Below are 20,154 nucleotides of genomic sequence, written 5' to 3'. Positions count from 1 at the left end.
GTCACTGGGGGGTGGGATGACAGAGGTTCGAGCGTTGGTGCTGACCGGGTTCGGACTGAACTGCGATTGGGAGACGGCCCATGCGTTGGCTTTGGCTGGTGCCCGTGCCGAGCGGGTGCATTTGAACCAGCTCATTTTCGGGGCAAAAGACCTTGCGGACTATCATATCCTGGTCATCGGCGGCGGGTTCTCCTGGGCGGACGATCATGGAGCCGGCGTTATTTTGGCGGTGCGTTTGAAATATCGGCTGCGTGAAGCCCTGCTTTCCTTTGTAGAAAGGGGCGGACTGGTGCTTGGCATCTGCAACGGGTTTCAGGTGCTGGTCAATACAGGGCTGCTGCCAGGGTTTGAACCCGGCCGGCTGTCCCGTGAGGTGGCTTTGATCGACAATGACTGCGGCCAGTTTCGGGACCAATGGGTGCATTGCGTCTTTGAAGATGCATCACCGTGCGTGTTCACGCGCGGCGTGACGGCCATGGACCTTCCAGTGCGTCATGGGGAAGGCAAATTCTTTGCGGAACCGGAAGTCCTTCAGCGACTGGAAAACAACCGTCAAGTGGTCCTGCGATATGCTTTTGCCGACGGGCGCCCCGCACAGGGGACCTTTCCCGAAAACCCCAATGGGTCCCTGCACGACATCGCGGGGATCTGTGACGTCACGGGGCGCGTGTTCGGGCTGATGCCCCACCCGGAGGCTTTTCATCATTGGACCAATCACCCGCATTGGACATGGGAAAAGGAACGGTGCCGACGCCTCGGCCTACCTTTGCCTGACGAAGGCGCCGGAGTCCGTCTCTTTCGCAATGCCGTGGATTATGTGCGACATCAAGGAGCCCTGTGATGGCTTTGCACGCTGCCCACCATGGATCAAAGGCCGCGCAGTCCGAAAGCGCATCCACGCGGCTGCGCATCGGTGTTCTGATTTCAGGGAGCGGCACAAACCTTCAGGCCTTGATCGATCGGGCCAGGAAAGGCTCGCTGGAAGCGGACATCGTGTGCGTAGGCAGCGATCGAGCGTCCGCCTATGGGCTGGTGCGGGCGCAGGAAGCGGGCATCACCACCTTTGTGGTGTCCTATGAAAAGTACCTGAAAGGCGGTCGAATCGATTCCGTGGAGGACGCCGAGGTGGCGGCGGTGGATGCGCGTCAGAGAATCCTGCGCGATCAGGATCACGAAGTTCGCCGGGATCGACTGCGGCGACTGATGGCCGCCGAACAAGAGATTGCCGCTCATTTGGAAACCCATGGGGTTCAGGTGGTGTGCCTTGCTGGATTCATGAGGCTGCTCACTCCTTTTTTCCTGAACCGCTTTCGCCAAGGGGACCTACCCGGAGTGGTCAACATTCATCCGGCTCTCTTGCCGGCCTTTCCCGGGCAACACGGGTATCGCGACACGTACCGTTACGGATGCAAATGGGGAGGCATCACCATCCATTTCGTGGATGAAGGGGAAGACACGGGGCCGGTGATTGCTCAGGCCGTGTATCCCATCTGGGATGAAGATGCCTGTGAGAATGTGCAACAGCGCGGCCTACATCTGGAACACCTGATGTACCCGCAGGTGGTCAACTGGATCGCCAGGGGCCAGGTGCGCCTGGTCCCGCGGGTGGGGGGACGGCCGAGGGTGCAGATCGAGGACCCGGCTTACCGGGAGGTGGTGGGGTCATGGGTGGAGGCGGCCTTTCGACACCGGCCCGTAGTCGTGCATCGCCGAACGTGACCCCGCTTACCGTTTTCAAGGGGCGCTTCTTCCAGGAAACTGTCCGAGAATGGCTTTTCGGGCCGGGTTTCGTTTTATTTTGTAGGAGCGCCGCAAGGCGCGACTTTAGACCGGTGCGGCTCCGTGGGTATCCGACGACATGTGGAGGTGGCGGCCTGCGGCGTTCCTACAACCTCAAGGGGACAGGGAGTGACGAAGCCAAAATGGCCAAAATGGGCATGCTCGGACGAGCTCCTGGCTGTCCGATGCCGCGTTCCCCTCAAGGATGCGGACCCCTCGGCTAAAACCTGCACGCGCCGACGAAAGCCAAAACCAGGGTTCTCGAGGAGATCGGGCTGCGGCGGCCGCACCCTGAAGCGTTGCGGCGCCCGCGGGTGTCACAGGCTTTGAACGATGTGTTCCTGCACCTGGGGTTCCAGGTACGGATGCATAGGAAGGCTCACTATGCGTCGAGCCAGATCCTCACTGACGGGAAAATCCCCGGCATGATACCCCAGATGGGCAAAGGCTGGTTGAAGGTGCAGGGGCACGGGGTAATAGACCGCCGTGGGAATGCCCGCTTTCTGAAGCCGGCTTCGGATGGCGTCCCGTTCTTCCGGTGTCGGCGCCAGAAGAGAAAATTGGGCCCAGGCGGAGACCACGCCGTCGGGGATGCGCTGCACCACGAGATCCGGTCGAACCTTTTCCAAGAGCCCGATGTAGCGGGCCGCCACTTCCTGACGACGCCGGCATTCCTCTTCAAAAACGCTCCATTTGGCCAACAGCACCGCAGCCTGCAGCGTGTCCAACCGGCCGTTGATGCCTACGCGCACGTGTTCGTAACGATGGCTTCCCTGGCCGTGTACACGAAGGGACCGCAGTTTTTCGGCCATGGCGTCGTCATTGCTAAAACACATGCCCCCGTCGCCGTAGCCCCCAAGAGGCTTGGCCGGGAAAAAGGATGTGGCGGCCCCATGGCCGAATCGGCAGGCTGGAACACCGTGCATGGTCGCTCCAAAGGATTGGGCCGCATCTTCCACAACAAAAAGCCCTTCTTCTTCGGCCAGACTTTCGAGTTCGGCGTAGTCGGCCGGGACACCGAAAAGATCCACGGCAATGAGGCCGCGCACGGATGCCTTCATGGCGGCCTGAGGCAGAGGGTGCAGGGACCGGTCGCCTCTTTTCAAGGCTTCCAGGGCCAACCGCACTTTGTCGGGGTCGAGGTTAAAGGTTTCCGGGTCCACATCCACAAAGACGGGGACGGCCCCCAGCAGGGCAATGACTTCCGCTGTGGCGATGAAGGTAAAGGGCGTGGTCAGCACCGCATGGCCGGGCCCCACGTCCAGAGCCATGAGCAGCAGGAGCAGGGCGTCGGTGCCGGAAGCGCACCCGACGGCGTGGCGTGTGCCCACGTAGCGAGCCAGGGTGGTTTCCAGTTGTTCCACTTCGGGGCCGAGGATGTACTGGCCGTGATCCAGGACCGCCCTGAGACGTTCTTCCAGCAGAGGGCGCAGGCGTTGCTGTTGGCTTTTGAGGTCGATAAAGTCCATGGGGTCGGCTCGTTCTGTGTTGGGGGTTAGGGATGCACCTGAGCGTGCCCGTGACATCGTCACGGGGGCGGAGCAAGCCGGTGCTTCCTTATGGGCGAACACTTTAGGGATGTCAACGCTTTTGCCAAACGCCTCGAAGGATCCGTTGTTAACAGAAAAGGGGGTTACCGATGGCCGCTGTGATCATGGATAAATCCGGTCCCATAGCGCACCTAATATTGAACAGTCCTGAAACGCGAAATGCTTTGTCGCTTCCAGTGATGCACAGCCTGATGGAACATCTGGAGACCTTGGCTCGGGATGTGGACGTGCGGGCTGTGATTCTGCGTGGGGAAGGCCCGGCTTTTTGCGCTGGGCACAACCTCAAGGACATGGTGGCGGAAGGTGCCGATATCCACACCTATCGGGAAATTTTTTCCACCTGTTCTCAAATGATGTTAAAAATTCATGCGCTGCCGCAGCCCGTCATCGTCCAGGTGCACGGTATCGCCACAGCCGCTGGGTGCCAGCTGGTGGCCGCCTGCGACCTGGCTGTGGCGGAAACCGAGGCGCGATTTGCCACGCCGGGCGTGAAAATCGGTTTGTTTTGCACGACTCCCATGGTGCCCTTGGTGCGGCTCATCGGTCGGCGCCGGGCCTTGGAAATGCTCATGACGGGCCGGTTCGTCTCCGCGCAGGAAGCTTTGGCATGGGGGCTGGTGAATCGCGTGGTGCCCAAAGACCAATTGGGCGAAGCCGCCATGCAGTTAGCTGAGGAAATCAGTCAATTCAGCCGCTACACTCTGGCCTTTGGCAAGGACGCTTTTTATCGCCAGGTGGACCTGGACGAAAGGTCGGCCTACAGTTTTGCCAAGGAAGCCATGGCCATCAACTGCCTGGCTCGGGATGCGCAGGAAGGCATGCGCGCCTTTGTGGAAAAACGCTCCCCTGTCTGGGGCCACACCTAGGAGCGTGTCCGAGAATGCCGATTCAAACCAGTTACCGACCCATAACTAGCTGAAGTTGCTAGATCGTCTTGGGGCGAAAACGTGTTTTCGGACAGCCTCCTAGATAGCGGGCGCGGCTTGAAAGAGCTGCGTGACACAGGCAAGGCAACCCAATGAGGGCGGGTATGCCGACCCCACAGGCCCGCATCGAGTCCCTCGAGTTCCCATGGGCTTCCAGCATCATGGCTGTGCCGTGATGGGTCAAGTACCGGTCTGAGAAGGCTACCCCGGAGTCGTTCTGCGGTGTTGGGCATGTCCGGCAATCTGCTTATTGTGAAAAAAGGGATCCCTTCGTCGCAGCGTCCAGCCCGTACCAAGACTCAAAGAAGGCCCTCTGGAACAATTTCCCGGCGTGATGGCTCGTGCGGTCTTTGGTGCGAAGGGGGCTGCTTGACGGCGCAAGAGCTGGGATGCTCCGCAGGCTCTACCCACGGTCCTGGCGCAACCGGCCATAGAGCCCATTTGGGCCGTGATTTCCACGGCACATGCCTCGGGGCAACCAGTGAGGCCGGGGCAAGCCGCGACGTCGCAGCGCTCCGCACCTGAGCCCCAATCCGAAGACCCCGAAGCCTTCCATGTCCACGATTTTCACAACAAAGATCAAAGCTCGCTGGAACCTAGGTGCAGGCGGCTGTCACGGCGTCGTGCACGGCAGTCTTCGATGTCAAAAGCCTGGCAAGGGACAGGCTTGATGCGATGAATGGAGCAAAAATGGTGCGAAGATCGTGGAGACTGAAAAAGAAAGGGGCAAAGCTGGTGATTGTCCAAGCGAGTGCCTTCCAAGAGCGCGCGCCAATGGGCAGGGTAGGTCACTCCCTGCGGCGGAACCGCTGGCACCCCACCGATCTCGCAACATGTGCCGCACATACGACACCACTGGCGTGAAGGGTCAGGACAACTTCGGCCGTCCAGAGGAAGGCTCAAAGGGGTGGAATCCTTGAGCTCCCTGAGGTCCTGACGAATCTGGAGAAAGGCTTCCGCAAACTGGACCAGGTCTCTCAGAAGCAGGGGCTGCATTTCAGGGCGGTCTTTGTCGATGTAAAAACGCATGCCGGTCACATGAGCGAAAAGCGTTTTTTCCATCATTTCGACGGGACAATAAGGATCGAGAAGCGCTTTGGTGAGGGTTAAAGCGGGGACTGAGGCGCCGGGCCACTGAAGGAGGCGCTCGAGCGCTTCATAAAGAGGTTTAAATGAAAAAATGGAGCCTTCAACGTTTGAGGCGGTTTCGGTCAGGTGGCGCGGTGTGTGCGGATCGGCGTTGTTCTCGGCGGTCGCACGGGCGTGGCGGCGCGCAGCGGCAAAATCCAGAAAAAGTCGTCGAAACGATGAAGGCATTACTTTCTTCCCAATGTTTTCAGTCTATGCGCGATATCCATTCATTTTTTAGATGCATACCAAACATTTTTGAGAAGCTCCAGAGCCCAAGGCGGGTTCGGCCATGGCATGCTTTGGATCAGAAAAGCCTGGACGGCGGCGTGTTCATGAACAGCGCTTTCGAGTCGAACGGCCAAGGAGGCCGTCCGAGAGGGGTTCGCCCCGTCCTTTCGCCTCGATGCCGGTGGAGCGCCGTAAGGCGCCATAAGGCATCGCCGGTTGCGGCGTTCCGACAATCGAAGGGATGCGGTTCTGCGCGTCCGTGGATTTTCAGACTGCGACGACGCGGTCGCTCGGCCGGGGATGAGCGGGCCCGTGCGAACACCACAGACAATCGTTCACAGACGGCCTCCTGAGGTGTTTTTCACCCGCAAGGCGCACCTTGTGCGTTGACGCCGATGCGCGCCTGTGGCAGCTTTCCCGCGGAACTGATGGCAAAACTTCCTTAAAAGGAGGCCCATGTCCATGGAGCTTCGGGTATTCCCCGCATTGTCGGTGCCACAGCGGTTCAAAGCATGCCGGCTCACGTTTTTTTGCCTTCTCGCTTTGGGATTCCTCATAGGGTCGCTCGCCTGTGGAACAGCCGTCTCTTGGGGCCACGCGGCAGAAAAGCCGCTCCGCTTAGGTATTCTTCCCGTCCTGGACACGTTGCCTCTGCAGGTGGCGGTGACGGAAGGCTATTTTGCCAAGCAGGGTCTTGCGGTCGAACTGGTGGTCTTTGACAGCGCTCTGGAACGAGACGCCGCCATGCAGGCCGGGCAGCTGGAAGGCTACTTTGGGGATATGGTGAATACGGTCCTCATGGTGCGCAGCGGGGTTCCCATGCGCATGGTCACCGCGGCCTACGCCGCCCGACCGGGGCAAAGGCAGTTTGCCGTGGTGGGGCGCCCTGGCCTGAATGCGGCTTCCCTCGACGCCATGGCCTCGGGAACCGTCGGGCTCTCCAACGCCACCATCATGGAGTATCTGTTGGATCTTATGGAAGAGCGGGGCCTTGTGCCGCCGGGGCGATTCGAACGCCTGGAAGTGAAAAAGATTCCCGTGCGCATGCAGATGCTTCTTGGGGGCCGTCTGGATCTGGCCATTCTTCCAGAACCCCTGGTGACCCTTGCCGTGTCGCAAGGGGCGCGCGTGTATGCGACGGATGAAGACCTTCAGGTGCCCTTGACCGTCGTGGGGCTGCTGCACAGGCTTCTCAACGATTCAGTGCACACCGGGGAGAGATTTCTGAGCGCTTACCGGGAAGCCTTGGCGGCCCTCGCCCAGAATCCGGAGAAGTACCGGTCCCTGATGGCGGCAACCTGCCGGATTCCGGAAGAACTGGCGGCCTCGTACCACGTTCCTGAGTTTCCGGAAGCGGGTGTACCGCCCGAGGTGGAAGTGGAACGGCTTTTGGCCTGGATGCGGGTTCGCGGACTGCTGACTGAAGCCTTGAGCGTCCGGGATCTCGTATGGAGCCCGACGCCGTGACATCCGGCCCGGTCTTGGAAGCGCGCGATCTAGTGAAGAGCTACCCTCGACGAGGCGTGGTCCTTTCCGGCGTCTCTTTGCGCTTGGGGCCGGACGACACCTATGCCGTGGTGGGTCCGTCGGGGTGCGGCAAGAGCACCTTGTTATATCTCCTGTGCGGCTTGACCCTGCCCGATGCCGGAACGGTCATGTTCGGCGGACGCCCCGTGGATCGGCCGCGGCGGGACATTGCTGTGGTTTTGCAAGACTACGGCCTTCTTCCATGGAAGACGGTCTGGCACAACGTGGTCCTGGGTCTCACCATTCAAAGGATTTCCAGGTCTGAACGGTTTCGGCGCGCGTCGGTGTGGTTGGAAAGCCTGGGGCTTCGAAGCCGGGAGCGGTGTTTTCCGGCACAGCTCAGTGGCGGGGAACAACAGCGCGTGGCGCTGGCTCGAGCCCTTGCCGCCGAACCAGGTGTCCTGCTTCTGGACGAACCTTTCTCATCTCTTGATGCCATCACGCGGGAACGGCTGCAACACACGCTTATGCACATGTGGCAGCGTGTGCGCGTCCCATATGTGCTGGTAACCCACAGCGTGGACGAAGCCGTGTTTCTTGGGCGAAGGATTTGTATCATGGCCGGATCGCCGGCACACTTTGTCACCATGGTGGACAACCCGCACTTCGGCAACCCCCGGGGGCGAAGCGATCCCGCCTTTTACGCCACGGTGCAGCAGGTGCGTGCCGCTTTGGACCGGGCCGTCAACGGGGGTGGCGTTCCATGAACCATTCCGCGAACGCCCTTCTGCCGCGCCTGGTGCGTTTGGGCGCCGCGGTGGCTGTTCTGGCTCTCACCTGGTGGGCCGTTTCCAAAGGGTTTCGGCAAGGTCATGTGCTGCCGGGCCCGCTCCAAGCCGCCTCAGCCTTCTTTGGAGCGCTGGCTTCTAAAGCCTTTTGGGATCATTTCTTCGCCAGCGCTCTACGCGTGATCCTGGCCATGACGGCGGCCTGGGTCGTGGCGTTTCCTCTGGGCATTCTGATGGGAAGTCACAAGAAGCTGGACGCCTGGCTGGCCCCCCTGGTTTTCCTCACCTACCCCATTCCCAAAATCGTGCTCCTGCCTGTGGTCCTGCTCCTTTTCGGCCTAGGGGATTTTTCCAAGGTTTTCCTTATCGCGCTTATTGTGGGTTACCAGGTGCTCGTGGCCGTTCGCGACGGCGTGGCCGGCCTCAACCCCAAATATGTCGATTCCGTCAGGACCTTGGGAGGCGGCCCATGGCCTTTGTTCCGTCATGTGTTTCTTCCGGCCGCCTTGCCCTACGGCTTTACGGCACTGCGTCTGGGCACGGGTACGGGCATTGCCGTGCTGTTTTTCGTGGAATCCTTTGCCACTTCGCGAGGCCTGGGCTACCTCATTATGGACGCGTGGGGACGGTTGCATTATGGGGACATGATCGTGGGCATTTTGGGAATGAGCCTTCTCGGGGCGGCTCTTTTTGAAACCATCGAAGTTTTGGAAAAGACTTTGTGCCGTTGGCAAGGCGCCCGTCGACGCGCCTGAGGCGCTCGGTGGGGAGTGGTCCCACGGCCAGCGCGACAAAGCGCTGGACGGCGCGCCTGTGAATGTGGCCATTTTTTGTATGAAGAGCTGGTCCGAGAATGGCTTTTCGGGGCCGTTGTCGTTTTATTATGTAGGAGCCCGGCAAGGCGCGATCAGAAATCGCGGCCTGCGCCGGTCCTTCTGAAGGCAGGCTCAAGCCGCATGCTTCGAACAACCATCCGATGGGGCATCGCGGCGTGCGCGCCTCCTGTGGATGTTCTCGAACAGCCTCGTATCAAGAGGCGTCCGGAGACTCGACCGCTGTGGGTGTCCAAAGGCTGAGCCCCAGGGGTAGGGTCTCTCCGAAAAGCCAGCTTTCTTCTTCGGGGCGAAGGGCGCTGTCGGGATTGCGCAGCCGATCCCGGTACGCTGCTGCGCCCGGGCCGAGACCTTCCAGCCATTGCTCGATCCGTGCCAACAGCTCTTCGGAAACATCCCGAGCCCGGTCTCCGGTTTTCCTTGCCACATGGACCACCATTTGGGCCACGGGGTCCGTGACTGCAGCATGGGCCGTGAGGATGCGCTCGATCCATGGCGTCACCACCTGAGCCGGGATCACGCGATCCGCGGGACCGTAAAAGGGGGCGCGGGCGGCGAGCCGCGTGAACACCCACAGGTCCTGAGGTGTAGGGCGTCGAACCAGGACCCGTTCCAGCGCGGTTTTTCCCAAGGCTTCCTTGACATCCGTAGAAAGCCTTTCAAAGTTGGCCAAGGCCATCCACACTTCGCCCACTTCCTGCGGAAGCAGACGCAGGCCGGACTTTTTTTTGGCCTTTTTGCGCGGTTCTTCAGGGGCCAGCATGGGGAGAACCTGCTGTCCGATGTGCCACTGGCGCCCTGCGGAAAGGCCACCGGCTACGCGCCGCCAAAAAATCCACCACTCCACGCGGCATTGCACCTGGCGGGAAAAACACAGGCCCTGGGGGTACATTTTCCACACTTCCTGCATTCGCCACTCGTCCACCGGATCCCCGTAGCCCGGGCGCAGACAGTAGCCCAAGAGGTTCAGCCAACGCGCCTCATGGGCCGGGCTCAGGGCGCGGCCGTCCCGGTGTTCCAGCAACACGTCGGCCAGTGTGCGAATGAGGCTGGTGGACCATCGGTGTCGCGGCAGATCCAAAAGGTCGATCAGATCCTTGGTGAGTTTGTCCGGGGAGGCGTGAGGACCAACGGATCCTTGGGCTTTGGAAAAGGTGGCGGCCAATCCGTCTTTGGCTTTTTGGACAAGGGCTTCTTCCACGGTTTCGGAGGCAAAAGGCGAAGGCGCCGGTGTGTCCGAACCCTGACGGCGCACATCAAAGCGCAGACGCCACTGATGGGGCGTGTGCAGAGACCGGCACCACAGTTCCAGAGTGCCCACTTCCGTCAGTTTGATGGCGATTTGCACGGGAATCCGTTGCGCGCTGCTTCGCTTGCCGTAACGCAGCGCCGTGCGGATGGGGGGCAATGTTGTGACCTCATCGGCACTCAGGGTTACCAAATCTCCTTGAGCGTCCCCCAACCGCGAGTGGGAACTGAGAATCTGAAAACCGGCAGGCTGATTGGTGAGCACGGCAAAGGTGGGTTCCTGCAGGACGCTTTCAAAACCTTCTTCCGTGCCTCGAGGCATGAGACACACGGCGCGATGGCTCAACGACGCTTCCGGTTCGGCGCCCGCTTCGCCCTGGGGCGAAGCCACCACAAGGTAATAGGCTCGCGGCGTGCCAGCCCCGACGCGCACGCCGGCTCCCATGCGCACCAAACCGTAATAGGCGGCCCCCATGGCCACGGCCAGGTCTGGTCGAGGATTGTCCAGTTCTTTGGGCATCCAACCGGGCTCAGCCCGGTCCTGAAACCATCGGCCCACGACTTCGCAAAGGCGCCGGCGAATCTGTGAAGGGCTTAAAGCGCCGCCGTTAAAAAGGATCCAATCCGGATAGGGATCGCTTCGGCCGGTCTGCCGGCGCAGCAGCGGTTCATGGCGCCGCCAGAAAGCCGCCAGATGCCGCGTTACCGCAGGGTCTTGCACATAGGGCAAGCCGAATTCACTGATGCCGGAGCGACGGCTTTCTTGAGGATTTTCATCATAGGGCACAGGCGGAAAGAAGCCTTCTAAAATCCACTGAAAAACGTCCTCTCGCCTCAGAATGCCTTTCAGCGTACCGCCGATGAGTTTGCCTCCCGAGCCCATCACCGTGACATCGAAACGGTCTTTGCCGGCGGTTTCCGAAAGGAGGACTTCCTTGGCCTGTCGGCATCCGTGGCACAGTTGGTGCCAGCGTTGTGCATCCAGCGTGCCTGGTGCGCCCAGCAGCGTCATTTCCAGGCGGCGCGCCAGGGTGAGGTCCATGTTGTCCCCGCCCAGCATAAGGTGGTCGCCTACGGCGAGCCGATCGAAGCGAAGCCCCGCGCGGCCGGATCGCACGGCGATGGCCGTAAAGTCGGTGGTGCCGCCGCCTACGTCACAGACCAGCACCAGTTGCTGCGATTGCACGAGGTGTTCCCACGAGTCTTCATGGGCGGCCAGCCAGGCGTAAAAGGCGGCCAAGGGTTCTTCCAAAAGCACCACTTTTTTCAAACCGGCTTGGGAAGCGGCTTCCACGGTGAGTTCCCGAGCCACCTCGTCAAAGGATGCGGGCACGGTGAGGATGATCCGTTGGGCTTCCAGAAGGTTTTCTTCATCGTCGGGCCCATGGGCCATGACGTGATTCCAGGCTTCGCGCAGATGGAGCAAGTACCGCGCCGACGCCTCCACGGGGGAAATTCGAGGAATGTCCCGGGCCGCGCCCCATGGCAAAATGGGGGCCTGCCGGTCCACGCCGGCATGGCACAGCCAGGATTTGGCGGACGAGACCAGGCGACCGGGCACCAAAGCCCCTTGTTCACGCGCAAATTCGCCGACGGCATAGGACCGGGACGGATCCCAAGGCAACGCCGTGGCGCCGGCCGGAAGGTCATAAGGTCCCGGAAGATAGAGAAAAGACGGAAGCAACGGCCTTCGAGCCCTTTCTCCCGCCGCCACCAACTGCGGCACGGAAAAGATGCGAATGGCCGAAGAAAGCTTCTCCTGATCGGCCTGCCGCACATCCACGAAGGCCATGGCCGAATTGGTGGTGCCCAGGTCGATGCCCACCACATAGCGGGATGAAAAACGTTCCATCGTCATGCGGAATGATCAGACTCTCGCAGGTTAAACTGGAGTTTCCATCGGCGTTCGGGATCGTCCCGATGCACACACCACAGTTCCAACACACCGGTTTCCGTATAGGCGGCTTCCAACCTGACGGGCACGATGGTGCCGCCCGCATCCGATGCCGTGGGGCTGAGCGCTGTTTCCATGGTGACTACTTCGGTGATTTCTCCCGCCCAGTCTTCCACCACCTCACCGGCAGGATCTTCCTTACGGGTGGTGGAAGCCAACAGCGGAAACACGGCCGGTTCGCCTACCACAAGGCCGAAATCCCGCTCTTCCAAGGTCACGGTGCTGCCTTCTTCCAAGCCAAAGGGAACCACACACAGGGCCTTGACCGGGGTGGGTACCCCGGGCACCGCCGGCATCGCCGATTCAATGCCGATGTAGTAACTTCGCGACGCTCCCGCGCGAATGCGCAACCCTCGCCCTCGACGCACCTGCCCATACGCCGCCGCCCCCTTGGCCACGGCCAGATCCAGGTCTTGAGCGGGCAATTCCTGAGGGGGAGCCGCCGGGTACCAGCGCGCCAGCACGTCCAGGAGACGGCGGCGCACCAGATCGGGTTTCATGACGCCACCGTTGAAAAGAACATGGGTGGGAGCCTTGGAAGCGTTCATGCCGGACCCATGCAGATGGAGCGATAAAAAGGACGCCAGATGCCTTGTGACCGCCGGGTCGGTTTCGTAGGGTAACCCCATTTCCCGCACCCCCACCTTTGTGGACGGCATGGGCTGGGCCTCCAGGGTACAGTCCGGGAAAAAGCCGTCCAGAAGAATCTGTTCCAATTCGGTGCGGGTGAGTTCCGTGCGCAGCGTGCCAGCGATGAGCGAGCTGCCTCGTCCGAAAACACTCAAAGGCACACTGTCCAGGGCCGGCTTGGTCAAGAGCTTTTCCTTGGCCTGGCGGCACTGATGCCACAGGCCGCGAAACTGCCAGGCATCCAAAGGAGTGCCCGATGCGGCCAGCTTGGCTCGCACGGCGTGGGCCAGAGCCAGATCCATATTGTCGCCGCCCAGAAGCAGATGGTTGCCCACGGCGATGCGCCGAAGCCCCAAAACGCCGTCTTCTTCGATGACTTCAATGAGACTGAAGTCCGTGGTGCCGCCTCCCACATCACACACCAGGATCACGTCCCCCACTCGAAGCATATCCCCCCAGGTATCGGTGTGGGCCGCCAGCCACGCGTAGACCGCTGCCTGGGGTTCTTCGAGAAGGGTGAGATGTTCCAGGCCGGCGGCGCGGGCGGCCTGCACCGTCAGTTCCCGAGCCACGGCATCAAAGGATGCCGGCACGGTCAAGTACACGTCCTGATGTTCCAAGAGGTGATCCGGATGGTGGCGGGCCGTCACGTGGTTCCAGGCGTCCTTAAGGTGTCGAAGATACAGAGCGGAAGCTTCCACAGGCGACACCTTGCGCACATCCTTGGGGCTGTCCCAAGGAAGAATGGGGGCTGTGCGGTCCACTCCCGTGTGGCACAGCCAGGATTTTGCCGAAGACACCAAGCGGTTGGGAAGCTCAGCACCCCGCTCTCGAGCGAATTGGCCCGCGACCCAGCCGGGATCGTTGGACCAAGGCAGAGCCAAACTGCCGGAAGGCACATCGTGAGGGCCCGGCAGGAACAGAAAGGACGGCAGAAGCGGCCGGGGTTTCACTTCACCGGGAGCCACCACTTGGGGAACGGGCGCTATCTGAATGTCCGTGTTGCCGCGGGAGACGGCCTCCTCCGACGTCCATGCCAGGACCGAATGCGTGGTACCCAAATCGATGCCCACAACGAAAGGCGAATCCAACAAAGCCAGCCTCCTTATGCCGCTTCCGTGATTTCCACTTCCGCAGGAGCCACGATGCGCTCTTTGCCGGTCTGTGCCGTCAACTTGGGCAAGTGCACCGATCGCACGCGCCATCCTCGATGCCGCAGCACACCGCGAAAAGGAGGGTCCCCGACAACATGGCCCGTCAATCGAATGGCGGCGGGGTCAAAACCCGACGGCACGGTCACCAGAGCCCCTTCTTCCTGAACCATGACGGCTTCCAGCTGCACACAGTCGATGAGCGCCGATTTGCACGATTCATGGATCGTGCGGACCGCTGCACCGATCTGCGCGTCGTCGTACCGGCTCAGATCTTCTTGAAGAAAGTCGATAAATCGCCCCTGTCTTTGCAGGACGGAAAGCAGCTGGACCGCCCCCACGCTCTTCGGGTCCATGTCCGACGGCAAGACTTCCGAAGTGGCGTATTCCTGCGGGAACACAGCAGCCTGAGCGGAAGCTGCGGGGGCTGAGGCCTTTCCCAACGCTTCCGTGATGGCGCGGCGCCCCATGGCCTGGACCACGATCCACAGAAACAGCGTGCCCAAACCGCCCAAGCCGAAAATCACCCAGGGGGCATAATGCCGGGCCTGCTGCAGGAGGTTTTCCAAGCGGCGGAGAGCCTCCATCAGTTCCGAAGGCACCATGGCGCCTTGGTTGCCGCCGAAGGGCTGCAGGCAGGTGAGAAAGCTCTGAAGTCCTTGGTGCACAATCCAGAAAAAGGCCGCCAACACGACGCCTTGAAAGAGCGCACTGGCGATGAAGGTTTGCAAGGTGAACTTGGATTTTAGCTGCATGGTGATCCTCCGTGTTGTCATGAACGCTCATCGGCCCCAATGTCGCAAGGGCGAAGCTTACCGAAAGATTTCGGCGGAAACAAGGGACCCAAAGGCGTTGTCACAACAGGTGTCGAAGAAGAAAGAAATAGACGATGCTGCAGCCCATGAGCACGGCGCAAGGGCGGGCCGTCAGCCGCAGGACTTTCATGAGCGATGTACCGAAATACTCGTTGGAAAGAAGCAGGCACAAATGCAAGGGGGACAACAGCACACCGAGGAAGCCGTTCACGAGCGCCAGCATCATGTAGCTCAGCAGGGCCTGGCTTTCTCCAAAACTGTGCACCAGGGAAATGAGGATGGGAAAGGTGGTGCCCACAAAGGCAATGGTGATGCCCACCACCATGCCCACAAAAAAGGGAAGGATCACGGTAATGGGAAGAAGTGGAATTTTCATGGCCAAAAGCTCGGCACTGATGGCTTCCACCGCATGAGCATCATCCAAAAGGCCTTTGAAAACCAAAATGGCTCCGACCACGTAAAACATGTCCCATAATGGACGGCGTTTCAAAAGGCGCCATCGTTGCGCGGCTTCCAGGCCCCCTGTGTGCCACACCCAAAGAATGCTGGATCCCAGGGCTGCGATGAGGCCCAGTTCCTTGGCGACGGGCACTGAGGGCGGAAGGGTCAGGGACAAAACGAACCCTAATCCAAGGCCGCCCACGATGACCGTGGCGATGGGTGTCAATTCCCGAAGAAAAGGCCACAGGGAAGGCCGCTTGGGCTCGTGCGCCCCCTCGTCGGGCTTGGCAGGACTTTCGCTGCTTCGGGCAAAAGACAAGGGAAGATACCCGGCGGCCAGGGCCACAACAGTCATGGGAAAGAGGGCCGAAACAAACACCCACAGATCCAAGGCAGCCAGCGTGGTGGTCAAAAGCACTCCGGGATACAGAGGCCACCAATATTCCCAAATGTGCCGAAACCAGTAGTTGATGTAGCTCAACTGGTCCCCCGAGAACCGAAAATTTCCACCCAGTGTCTTCACCATGGGCGCGGAAAAGATAGCCCCGCCGGGCATGGGCAAAAGGCCGATGAGGGACGGAAAGACCACCAGGTTCACCCGCGGTGTTCGGACCAAGCCCTGAAAATTGGCCAAAAGACGCTGCATTTGACCGACGGCTTCCAGGCTGTGGCTGAGGATTAAAATGAGCGAAACCACGGCGGCCAGGCAAAGGGTTTTGGCATGGGTAAAGGAGCGAAACACCGATGCGGCCACTTCCAGGGGGCCCAAGCCGAAGAGAAACCCCAACAAGATGGATCCCGCAAAAAAGGCGTGACCTAGAGGGACCCTCTTACGAATGGCCAAAACCATGCCGCAAAAAACCAAAAGCACTCGCACCAGAGCGGGAAGATAATCCAACACGAAAAACGCCTCCTTGACCTAAAGCCCTGTGGCCCCCTCGGAACATTCATGGGTCATCCCTGCTGCAGATGACAAACCCATGGGCATGACAAAATCTTCTAGAGGCTTGGCATCGGCCCCGAAATCCAGATCCATGCGCACAAAAACCGCCCGTTCCGCCAAAGGCACAGGAAGGCGCACGGCGTCTTTTTCCGTCGTCAGGATCCACCGGGCGCCGACATTGCGCATCGTTTCCAAAAGAGACCGCACTTCGCCCGGTTTCCACCGATGATGATCCGGAAAGGCCAGCGTGCGCGCGCACGGAATTCCCCTCGATCGCACCGCGGAAAAAAACCGCTCAGGTCGCGCAATGCCCGCCACCACCACGCATGGATGGTCCACAAGCTCCTGAAAGGCCATTTCCACCCCCGTGTGCGCCCGAAAGAACCCGTCGAGGACCGGAGCGGCCCGAAAGCACGGCTTTTCTTCAAGCCGAAACGTTTCCACCAGCGTGCGGTAGGCCGCCGCATCATGGACGTCTCCGATAAAAACCAGCGCATGAGCCCGGGTGAGATGGGCCGCGGGTTCTCGAAGAGGTCCTGCCGGCAACAAAAGGCCGTTGCCCAGAGGGTGCGCCGCATTCAGGACGACGATGTCCACATCGCGGTGCAGTTGCCGGTGCTGAAACCCGTCGTCCAGCAGGACCACATCCGCGTGGTGCCGTTCCAGGGCCTGTTGCGCCGCCTGAAAACGATCGGCCCCCACCCATACGGGCACTTGATAAAGACGCCGAGCCAACAGCACGGGCTCATCCCCAAAGCGAGCCGCTGCGTCCTGAACGGAACCCTGCAGGGTGACGTGCGCCGCCTTTGAGACCACACGCCCGTAACCTCGGCTCACAATAACCACGGAAAACCCTTTTTCACGAAAACGCTGCGCCAGCCAGAGCACCGTTGGGGTTTTTCCTGTGCCGCCTACGGTGATGTTCCCGACGCTGATCACGCGACACCGCAGCTTGCGCCTTAGAGCCAGGCGTCTGCGTTGATCCGTAAAAAGAGCGGCATGGTACAGGGATGCCAAGGGCCGAAGGCACGCTGTCAGGAACCGGCGACCGAAATGATCGGAGGCGCCGTACCACAGCCATTGCGCCACAGTGTGTGCATGCCTTTTCATGGCCTCTCCTTTTGCTGTCGTGCCGCAAGCGTTTCCTTTTACCCAATTGCCATGCCGGGAACAAGCGCGCTTGTGCCTTCGCCTTGACAGTCCGAAGAGCGTGTCCAAGAATGTTTGGCCGCGCCATTTCAGCGTGAGATAGGTGAAGCGCCCCAAAGTGCGACCTTCACATGAAGCCGGAAGGTCATGGGATCCGCATCGAGCTGGGTACGCAGCCGGCGGCGTTCCTCCTAAAGGTGTTCTCGGACACGGGGCTGGATGCCAAAAGGCATCGTTACGCACGGCACGATCATTTTCGCCGCCAAAGGGCGGGTTCTTTGAAGGAGCATGAACCAAAGGCTTGCGAACGCAGGCATGAAGAAAGACAAAAAGCCATGGGAGGTTCAAAGGATGTTCAACGCTGTGGAAGTGCTGAAGATGGCGGTTCGTATCGAAGAAAACGGCGCAAGGTATTATCGCCGAGCCATGGAGCTGCAGAATGATCGTCAGTTGCGGGAAATTTTGCAGGACCTTGCGGAGGATGAGTCCCGGCACGGAAAATGGTTTGAAGAGATGCGCCAACGCTTGAGCGCTCAGGAAGGCGAAGAGCGCTGGGTGCGTGAAGTGAGCGGAGACCTTTTGCAGTCCATGATCGGGGACCAGACCTTTAGCCTTAAGGAAGTGGATCCGGCCCAATTGGACAGCGTGGAAAAGATACTGGAAACGGCCCTGGCGTTCGAAAAGGACAGCATCCTTTTCTACGAGATGCTCACAGGGTTTATGGACGAAGGCGAGAGCGCTCGAGCCCTGCAGGAGATCCTTGACGAAGAAAAACGTCACGTGGCCGTTTTGGAAACGCGCTTAAAAGCGCTGCGCTTGGAGCCTGCGATAACGCCTTCCTGAGCCGCATCACCCGCATCCTGGGAGCGCCGAATGCCCGGCTGCAGAGGTAGTGCCTTCGAGGCGAATCGCACAGTGAATCCGCGGCATCGAAGGGAGGTGCTTCCGCGGGTCCGGGAAGTTGCGGACAACCAAGACCTGGTCCTTCCCCTGGGGCATGCAGGTTTGAACGATCGCCGAAAAAAGGTCTTTTCAGCCAGGCTTGGAGCACCCAGTGCACGCGCCGCTTAGAAAACGATGCGGTTCAGGATTTCTAACGAAGGGTTGTCGGGAAGCACAGGCCGACCGAGGGCCCGTGGAGCCCGTGCCCTCAAAAACCGCAACAGACGCCCAACCCAGGGTTTTGCGGCCGCCCACTGTTCCATTTCAGCTCTCTCGCCCACGTGCATGAAGACCAGCGTAAAGATCATGAGCGGAAAAGGCGCGGTTTGAAAGACCTGCGACGGAATGGAAGGCCACAGACCCTGCAGGGTGATGCCGAGCATCTGCAACAGAGCGAAAAGGTCGGCGCCCGCGGCTACCTTTATCGGATGCCAGCCGCCAAAGATGACCAGAGCCAGCGCGATCCAGCCGATGCCTTCGGCGCCTTGAGGCCGTCCCCATCCCGGCTTGACGCTCAAGGAAAAGGCGGCTCCTGCCAGCCCCACAAGGACGCCTCCAAGCACCGTGACCAGGAACTGCACGCGGCGAGCATGAATGCCCCGCGCAAAGGCGGCTTGAGGATTTTCGCCGACAGCGCGAACGACCAGGCCGAGGCGTGAGCGGTACAGAAAAAGCCAGGTGACGGCAAGGCACAGCAGGGAACCGTAAGTGACCAGGGAGTGTTGAAACAGGGTGGGGCCGAGACCCGGAAGGGCCTTGAGCCACGGCACGGGCTGGGAAGGCACCTGCGGCCCGGGTAGGCGGGCGTAGGCGTTTCCGAGAAAATAGGCCAGATCCTTGGTCATGAGGGTCAAAACGAAGCCTACGGCCACTTGAGATCGGCCCAGCTGCAGGCTCATGAAAGCCACCACAGCCGCCGTCAGGGCCCCGGTCAAGGCTCCGATGCCGAATCCCAAGAGAAGGGACTGGGTTTTCAGAGCGGTGACGAAATCGGCCATGGCCGCCAAAAGAATGGTGCCGTCCAGGGAGAGATTGATGATGCCCGCTCTTTTTGTGAGCGTTTCCCCCATAGCGGCCAGCACCAAAGGGGCCGCACCCGCCAAAAGACTTGACACAAAGAGTGCAACATGCCCGTCGCTCAAGACGATGTGCTCCGCTTCCATGCCATGCCTTGCACCGCCAACGCGGCCAAGACCAGGCTGCCCTGAATGACCCCGGCCAAGGAAGAATCCATGCGCAGCATCATGGGCAACTGAATGCTGCCCACATTCAAGGCCGCAAAGAAAAAGGCGATAACGGGAATCATGGCCCGGTGTTCTCCGGCGAGCATCACCACCAGCAAGGCCAGGTATCCGTATTGGCTGGAGATGTTGGGAATGAGCCGATGGTACACGGCCAAGGCCTGGTAGGCTCCGGCCAACCCGGCGAGGCCTCCGGCCAGCAGCATGGCCAGCAGCATCCATCGAGAAGGGCTCAGGCCCAGAAGATAAGCCGCGTGGGCGTTTCGGCCAATGGCTTTCAGGGCCAACCCGATGCGGGTGGTGCGCAGAATCCAGGCCGTGAGTCCCAACAGCAGCACGGTGGCGGCCAAAGCGTAGGGGGACACGGCCCATCCAGCCGGGCTCGGAAACCAGTAGGCTTGGGGAAAGGTTTCCGTGCCGCTCATGCTGGCCATGCCCGGCTGTTTCCACGGGCCGAAAATGAGCCACAACAGCGGGCCTGTGGCGACGAAGTTGAGGCCCAAGCCAGCGAAGATTTCATGGACACCGGCCCGCGTCTTTAAAAGTCCCGCCGCCAACGCCCATAGCCCGCCGCACACCGCAGCACTCACAAGGGCTCCGGGCAGCACCAGTTCTGCAGGGGCACCAAGACCCCAGCGCACCACGGCTGTGGCACCCACCGCGCCCAGTACCACCTGGCCTTCCACCCCGATGTTCCACAAGTCGATGTGAAACATGTACAAAAGGCCCAAGGAACACAAGGTCAAAGGCACCCAAACGTGAAGCACTTGGGCCAGTTTTGCCCACGATCCTGAAGAACCCATTAGCATGTGGCGGTAGGCGTCCCAGGGAGAGGCACCGCTTAGGGCCACCACGGCAGAACTGAGACCCAGGGCCAGGGCCAGGATCCACGCCAGACGACGGCAGGTTTGTGAAAAAGGAGGCGTTTTCATGCTTTC

The 20,154-nt window shown here is 60.5% G+C and carries 16 protein-coding genes; 7 read left to right on the top strand and 9 right to left on the bottom strand.

Features of this window, described 5'->3' with window-relative positions; translation table 11 throughout:
- Positions 1-16 precede the first annotated feature (16 nt).
- Both ACUVSA_RS06810 and purN read left to right on the top strand, forming a co-directional pair.
- Positions 17-841: a phosphoribosylformylglycinamidine synthase subunit PurQ gene (locus ACUVSA_RS06810; RefSeq protein WP_445894250.1), complete on the top strand. Its 825-nt coding sequence runs from the start codon at positions 17-19 to the stop codon at positions 839-841.
- Complete coding sequence (gene purN / locus ACUVSA_RS06805; protein ID WP_445894249.1) at positions 841-1,719, top strand: phosphoribosylglycinamide formyltransferase; 879 nt, start codon at positions 841-843, stop codon at positions 1,717-1,719. Before ACUVSA_RS06810 ends, purN begins: the two co-directional genes overlap by 1 nt.
- Before the next feature lie 377 nt (positions 1,720-2,096).
- Here purN and ACUVSA_RS06800 read toward each other — a convergent pair whose 3' ends face one another.
- The gene (locus tag ACUVSA_RS06800; protein WP_445894248.1) at positions 2,097-3,248 is read right to left on the bottom strand and encodes a DegT/DnrJ/EryC1/StrS family aminotransferase; all 1,152 of its coding nucleotides are present in this window, start codon (positions 3,246-3,248) and stop codon (positions 2,097-2,099) included.
- Positions 3,249-3,418: 170 nt separating this feature from the next.
- Between ACUVSA_RS06800 and ACUVSA_RS06795 the strand changes: the two genes are divergently transcribed.
- Entirely contained in the window at positions 3,419-4,195 is a 777-nt protein-coding gene (locus tag ACUVSA_RS06795) for an enoyl-CoA hydratase (RefSeq protein ID WP_445894247.1), read from the top strand.
- A 639-nt stretch (positions 4,196-4,834) separates the two neighbouring features.
- On the opposite strand, the gene ACUVSA_RS06790 is transcribed toward ACUVSA_RS06795, so the two are convergent.
- Positions 4,835-5,572: a hypothetical protein gene (locus ACUVSA_RS06790; RefSeq protein ID WP_445894246.1), complete on the bottom strand. Its 738-nt coding sequence runs from the start codon at positions 5,570-5,572 to the stop codon at positions 4,835-4,837.
- 504 nt (positions 5,573-6,076) lie between these two features.
- On the opposite strand from ACUVSA_RS06790, the gene ACUVSA_RS06785 reads away from it, so the two are divergent.
- Genes ACUVSA_RS06785 through ACUVSA_RS06775 form a run of 3 tightly spaced genes read left to right on the top strand, consistent with a single transcriptional unit; the run spans position 6,077 to position 8,624 of the window.
- Positions 6,077-7,081: an ABC transporter substrate-binding protein gene (locus tag ACUVSA_RS06785; protein ID WP_445894245.1), complete on the top strand. Its 1,005-nt coding sequence runs from the start codon at positions 6,077-6,079 to the stop codon at positions 7,079-7,081.
- Positions 7,078-7,848 (top strand): ABC transporter ATP-binding protein, encoded by a 771-nt coding sequence (locus ACUVSA_RS06780; RefSeq protein WP_445890428.1) that lies wholly within the window; start codon positions 7,078-7,080, stop codon positions 7,846-7,848. The genes ACUVSA_RS06785 and ACUVSA_RS06780 overlap by 4 nt, the downstream gene beginning before the upstream one ends.
- Positions 7,845-8,624, top strand: coding sequence for an ABC transporter permease (locus tag ACUVSA_RS06775; protein WP_445894244.1), 780 nt, complete (start codon positions 7,845-7,847; stop codon positions 8,622-8,624). Before ACUVSA_RS06780 ends, ACUVSA_RS06775 begins: the two co-directional genes overlap by 4 nt.
- A gap of 274 nt (positions 8,625-8,898) precedes the next feature.
- Here ACUVSA_RS06775 and ACUVSA_RS06770 read toward each other — a convergent pair whose 3' ends face one another.
- From ACUVSA_RS06770 to lpxK, 5 genes are all read right to left on the bottom strand, one after another.
- A complete protein-coding gene (locus ACUVSA_RS06770; protein WP_445894243.1) occupies positions 8,899-11,808 on the bottom strand; it encodes an Hsp70 family protein in 2,910 nt (969 codons plus the stop codon).
- The gene (locus ACUVSA_RS06765) at positions 11,805-13,628 is read right to left on the bottom strand and encodes an Hsp70 family protein (RefSeq protein ID WP_445894242.1); all 1,824 of its coding nucleotides are present in this window, start codon (positions 13,626-13,628) and stop codon (positions 11,805-11,807) included. Before ACUVSA_RS06765 ends, ACUVSA_RS06770 begins: the two co-directional genes overlap by 4 nt.
- Before the next feature lie 11 nt (positions 13,629-13,639).
- Positions 13,640-14,461: a DUF2760 domain-containing protein gene (locus tag ACUVSA_RS06760; protein ID WP_445894241.1), complete on the bottom strand. Its 822-nt coding sequence runs from the start codon at positions 14,459-14,461 to the stop codon at positions 13,640-13,642.
- A gap of 79 nt (positions 14,462-14,540) precedes the next feature.
- Entirely contained in the window at positions 14,541-15,842 is a 1,302-nt protein-coding gene (locus tag ACUVSA_RS06755) for a DUF401 family protein (RefSeq protein WP_445894240.1), read from the bottom strand.
- An 18-nt stretch (positions 15,843-15,860) separates the two neighbouring features.
- Positions 15,861-16,994, bottom strand: coding sequence for a tetraacyldisaccharide 4'-kinase (gene lpxK, locus ACUVSA_RS06750; protein WP_445894239.1), 1,134 nt, complete (start codon positions 16,992-16,994; stop codon positions 15,861-15,863).
- 354 nt (positions 16,995-17,348) lie between these two features.
- On the opposite strand from lpxK, the gene ACUVSA_RS06745 reads away from it, so the two are divergent.
- The gene (locus tag ACUVSA_RS06745) at positions 17,349-17,876 is read left to right on the top strand and encodes a ferritin family protein (protein WP_445890435.1); all 528 of its coding nucleotides are present in this window, start codon (positions 17,349-17,351) and stop codon (positions 17,874-17,876) included.
- A gap of 224 nt (positions 17,877-18,100) precedes the next feature.
- On the opposite strand, the gene ACUVSA_RS06740 is transcribed toward ACUVSA_RS06745, so the two are convergent.
- A complete protein-coding gene (locus ACUVSA_RS06740; RefSeq protein WP_445894238.1) occupies positions 18,101-19,138 on the bottom strand; it encodes an ABC transporter permease in 1,038 nt (345 codons plus the stop codon).
- Complete coding sequence (locus tag ACUVSA_RS06735) at positions 19,114-20,148, bottom strand: ABC transporter permease (protein WP_445894237.1); 1,035 nt, start codon at positions 20,146-20,148, stop codon at positions 19,114-19,116. Before ACUVSA_RS06735 ends, ACUVSA_RS06740 begins: the two co-directional genes overlap by 25 nt.
- Positions 20,149-20,154: the final 6 nt, after the last annotated feature.

It is taken from the genome of Desulfosoma sp., from assembly GCF_052743555.1.
The sequence above is the reverse complement of the archived record's forward strand: the minus strand, read 5'-3'. Positions and strand labels throughout refer to the sequence as shown.